Annotated in this window: 2 protein-coding genes; both read right to left on the reverse strand. The window is 63.9% G+C overall.

Annotated features, from left to right (window positions below; genetic code table 11):
- Window positions 1–1,188, reverse strand: a 1,188-nt coding sequence (locus VJR90_01110) for a hypothetical protein (GenBank protein ID HKV96075.1), incomplete at its 3' end; no start/stop codon positions are given.
- 53 nt (window positions 1,189–1,241) lie between these two features.
- Window positions 1,242–1,704: TMEM175 family protein (locus VJR90_01115; GenBank protein HKV96076.1), on the reverse strand; the 463-nt coding region annotated here is incomplete at its 5' end.

Below are 1,704 nucleotides of genomic sequence, written 5' to 3' on the forward strand. Positions count from 1 at the left end.
GGGCGCGCTGCCAAGCTGCGCCACCGGCATTTTCCGCGCCAGAATGTCCAACTCGTGCGGCGCCGTCGGCATGCGATGCGTCTGGCGGTCCTCGTTGAATTGCAGCCGATGTTCCAGATTGCGGAGAAAACGGTAAGCGGAAACCAGCCGCGCGTACTCGGCCGCGGAAAGCAGATCTTTGTCGCTCAAGCGCGCCAGCGCCAGCACCGTCCCGCCGTGCCGCACCCAGGGGACCTGGCCGCCATGCAAGCGCTGCAGACACTGCACCAGAAACTCGATGTCTCGGATTCCGCCCGGCGCCAGCTTGATGTCGAAAGCATCCTTGTGAAGCCTGCGGCGGTTCAGCTTCTCGCTGATGCGCTCGCGCGTAACCGACACCGCCTCCACCGCTGAAAAATCGAGCGTGGTCGAATAAATCTGCAGCTCCACGCTGCGCAATAGCTCGCGGCCGGCCTCGGGATCGCCCGCCGCCACCCGCGCCTTGATCAGCATCTGCAGTTCCCAGTCGCGCGCGCGCGTCTGATAATAGCTCTTGGCGCCGTCCAGCGAAATGCAGATCTCGCCCAGGCTCCCGTCCGGCCGCAAGCGCAAATCCACGCGATAACACAGGCCCTCGGCAGTGTAGGTGGAGAGAAGCTCGGTGAGCTGGTTGGCGACTTTCTTATAAAACTCTTTGTTGGAGATGCGGTTCTCGCCGTCGGTCTCGCCGTTCGCCTCGTAAACGAACATCAGGTCGATGTCGGAACTGTAGTTGAGCTCGTTGCCGCCCAGCTTGCCGAGCGCGATCACCGACATGCCGCACTCTTGCGATTGCCCCTGCGCGTCGAGATAACGGGGCACGCCGTGGCGCTCGATGAATTCCTCGCGGATGCGCTTGTAGCTCACATCCAGAATCGCGTCCGCCAGGTGCGAAAGCTCCTGGGTCGTTTCTGAAAGTGAGCAAAACCCCAGCACGTCGCGCAGCAGGACACGCAGGATCTGGGCGCCGAACTGGTTGCAGGGAAAGCCCAGCACCTCCAGGCCCCGGCCCCGGTATTTCCGGTTGAGCGCTTCCAGGCCCTCGTACTGCGGCGTGAACCCGCATTCGCTCGCGGTATTCACCACCAGCACTACCTTGCCGCGGTAGTCCGCGAGGCTCTTGCTTCCCCCGCCGAGGGTCGTCGCCGAAAAGTCGTACAGATCGCTCATGCCGGCGAATCTTACACCCCGGAACGCGGTGCGGGACTCCGGCGCCGCCCGGGTCAAGATGGCTCCCTGCGTTTCTCCTCCAGCAGCTTCTCGAAGCGCCGGTCCGGGACCAGCCAGATCGCGGCCACCGCGGCGTACAGCGTCGCCGCGGCCCACGGCTGCCACAAGGCGAGCGGGACCGCGATGACATAGATGGCGAGCGAGACTTTTCCCTTGAAATCCGACCCCAGCGCCTTCGCGACAAGAGAATCCCTGCCGTGCCCGGCGACCAGCACTTTGGCGAGGATGGTGTAGGCGCACGCGGCAAGCAGCAGCACCGATCCATACGCCGCGACCTGCAGCGGCGCGAAATGCGTCTCGTCCATCCACCCCGTCACGAAAGGCACCAGCGACAGCCAGAACAGCAGGTGCAGGTTCGCCCACAGGGTCGCGCCGTTCACGTGGTGCACCGCGTGGAACATGTGGTGGTGGTTGTTCCAGTAGATGCCGACGTAGACGAAGCTGAGCACGTAGCTG

Source organism: Gammaproteobacteria bacterium (assembly GCA_035279405.1).
In the GTDB taxonomy this organism is placed as follows: Bacteria; Pseudomonadota; Gammaproteobacteria; order Natronospirales; family REEB76; genus REEB76.